This is a genomic window from Bradyrhizobium sp., from assembly GCF_019242285.1.
GTDB lineage: Bacteria > Pseudomonadota > Alphaproteobacteria > Rhizobiales > Xanthobacteraceae > Bradyrhizobium.
In genome coordinates, this window is record NZ_JAFAVV010000651.1 from 1 (window position 1) to 2,619 (window position 2,619).

At 65.8% G+C, this 2,619-nt stretch carries 2 protein-coding genes; both read left to right on the forward strand.

The genetic code is table 11. The features are described 5' to 3' along the window. Nucleotides 1-1,009, forward strand: a 1,009-nt coding sequence (locus tag JOY90_RS26290) for a peptidoglycan DD-metalloendopeptidase family protein (RefSeq protein ID WP_291694020.1), incomplete at its 5' end; no start/stop codon positions are given. Next, a complete protein-coding gene (locus JOY90_RS26295) occupies nt 1,006-2,340 on the forward strand; it encodes a S41 family peptidase (RefSeq protein ID WP_291694021.1) in 1,335 nt (444 codons plus the stop codon). The genes JOY90_RS26290 and JOY90_RS26295, both read left to right, overlap by 4 nt. Nucleotides 2,341-2,619: the final 279 nt, after the last annotated feature.

The following is a 2,619-nucleotide window of genomic DNA, read 5'->3' on the forward strand; positions in this document are numbered from 1 at the left end:
GCTCGAGCCGCTCGACGCGCAGGAACGGCTGTTCCGCAAGTCGCTTGAGGAGCGACGCGGGGTGATCGTCGAAATCCTCGCCGCCTTGCAGCGGATCGGCCGGCAGCCGCCGCCGGCGCTGATGGTGCGGCCGGAGGACGCCCTGCAGGCGGTGCGCACCGCCATCACGCTCGGGGCGGTATTGCCGGATATGCGAGCACAGGCCGATGCGGTAGCCGGCGACCTCTCCGACCTGTTGCGGCTGCGCAAGGATATCGTCGACGAGCGCGACAGGTTGTCGGCCAGTCTCGACCTCCTGGGGCGCGCGCAGCTGCGCATGAGCCTCTTGATTGACGAGCGGCAGCGGAAGGAAGCGGTAGCCCAGGCGGCGCTCGACGGCGAGCGGCAGCGGGCCGCCGATCTCGCGCGTCAGGTCGACGGCATCAAGGACCTCATCGCCAAGCTCGAATCGGGACTAGACAGCGCCAGCCGCGCCGCCCATGCCGCCGACCGCGCCATTACCAACGATGCGACGCAGCCGGAACTCGCCGCCTTGAGCGATCCCGGCCGCCTAACCCCCGCAATCGCCTTTGCCGACATGCGCGGACGCCTGCGACTGCCGGTGAACGGCCTGCGAATCCGCGAATTCGGCGGGTCCGACGGCGTCGGCGGAACCCAAAAGGGACTTTCCGTCGCCGCCCGCGCCGGGGCGGCGATCACCGCGCCGTGCGACGGCTGGGTCGTCTATGCCGGCGCCTTCCGTAGCTACGGCCAACTCTTGATCCTCAATGCCGGCGGCGGGTATCATGTGCTGTTAGCGGGGATGGAGCGGATTTCCGTCGATCTCGGCCAGTTCGTGCTAACCGGTGAGCCGGTAGCGGTGATGGGTGACGGGCCGCAGACTTCTGCTGCGGCCGCCACGACCGCGCCCAAACAGCCTGTACTGTATGTGGAGTTCCGCAAGGACGGTACTCCCATTGACCCTAGCCCATGGTGGGCGACAACCGAAGGCGAAAAGGTTCGCGGATGATGCGCAAAACGACATTGATTTTCCTCGGCGCGGTGGTCGGCGCCCTGGTGACGCTGCTGGTGACACAGCCACGTTCCATCTTGATCGGCTCCGCAGCGCGCGCAGCAGCATCGGACACATATCGCGAACTCAATCTGTTCGGCGACGTGTTCGAGCGCGTCCGCGCCGACTACGTCGAGAAGCCGGAGGACAGCAAGCTCGTCGAATCGGCGATCAACGGCATGTTGGCCGGGCTCGATCCGCATTCGAGCTACATGGACCCGAAGAGCTTTCGTGACATGCAGGTGCAGACCCGCGGCGAGTTTGGCGGTCTCGGCATCGAAGTCACCATGGAGGATGGTCTGGTGAAAGTCGTCGCGCCGATCGACGAGACGCCCGCGGCCAAGGCCGGCGTCATGGCCAACGACATCATCACCCATCTCGATGACGAAGCGGTGCAGGGCCTGACGCTGAACCAGGCGGTCGACAAGATGCGCGGCCCGGTGAACACCAAGATCAAGCTCACCATCATGCGCAAGGGCGCCGACAAACCGGTCGACGTTACGATCGTGCGCGACGTCATCCGCGTGAAGTCGGTGCGCTCGCATCCGCAGGGCGACGACATCGCCTATATCCGCGTCACGCAGTTCAACGAGCAGACCACCGACGGGCTCAAGCAGTCGATCAACGATCTCAACAGCCAGCTCGGCGCCGACAAGATCAAGGGCTACATCATCGACCTGCGCAACAATCCGGGCGGGCTGCTCGATCAGGCGATTTCGGTCTCCGACACCTTCCTTGAGAAAGGCGAGATCGTTTCCACCCGCGGACGCAATCCCGAGGAGACGCAGCGCTTCAATGCGAGGCCCGGCGACATGACCAAGGGTAAGCCGCTCATCGTGCTGATCAACGGCGGCTCGGCCTCTGCCTCCGAGATCGTCGCCGGCGCCTTGCAGGACCATAAGCGGGCGACCTTGGTCGGAACCCGCTCGTTCGGCAAAGGGTCGGTGCAGACCATCATTCCGCTCGGCGCTGGTAATGGCGCGCTGCGGTTGACCACGGCGCGCTACTACACGCCGTCGGGCCGCTCGATTCAGGCCAAGGGCATCACGCCCGACATCGAAGTGCAGCAGGACGTGCCGGACGACTTGAAGGCGCGCACCGATTCCAAGGGCGAGGCCTCGCTGCGCGGCCACCTCAAGGCCGAAGGTTCCGAGGAAACCGGTTCGCAGTCCTACGTGCCGCCGAATGAAACCGACGATAAGGCGCTGAAAATGGCGCTCGACCTATTGCGCGGTACGGCGAGCAATGCCGCGTTCCCGCCCAATCCCAAGGCCGCCGTTCCAAATTAAGCGCGCGGCCGGCAAGCGGGCCTGAGTTGTGAGATCCGGGGCGGCCGTTGGCCGCCCCGGCTTTTTTGACGCGCCAATCGGCGGGGGCATGACCTGACCTCAGCGCCTCGGCCGGTCCGGCCGTGATAGACTGGCCGGCGTGATTCGCGATGATCCACGCGGCAGATGGCGCAACCGGACCCACCAGAATCTTCGACAAGCGTCGACGAGCTGACCGCACCGCTCGGCCGCGCCGTGGGCCGGCGACGGCGCGCAATCAATATTCCCGTGCCGCAAGTC

Bases quoted from the DNA above. Each gene is read 5' to 3' on its own strand.
- JOY90_RS26295 (WP_291694021.1), top strand. From the start codon at position 1,006: ATGATGCGCAAAACGACATTGATTTTCCTCGGCGCGGTGGTCGGCGCC.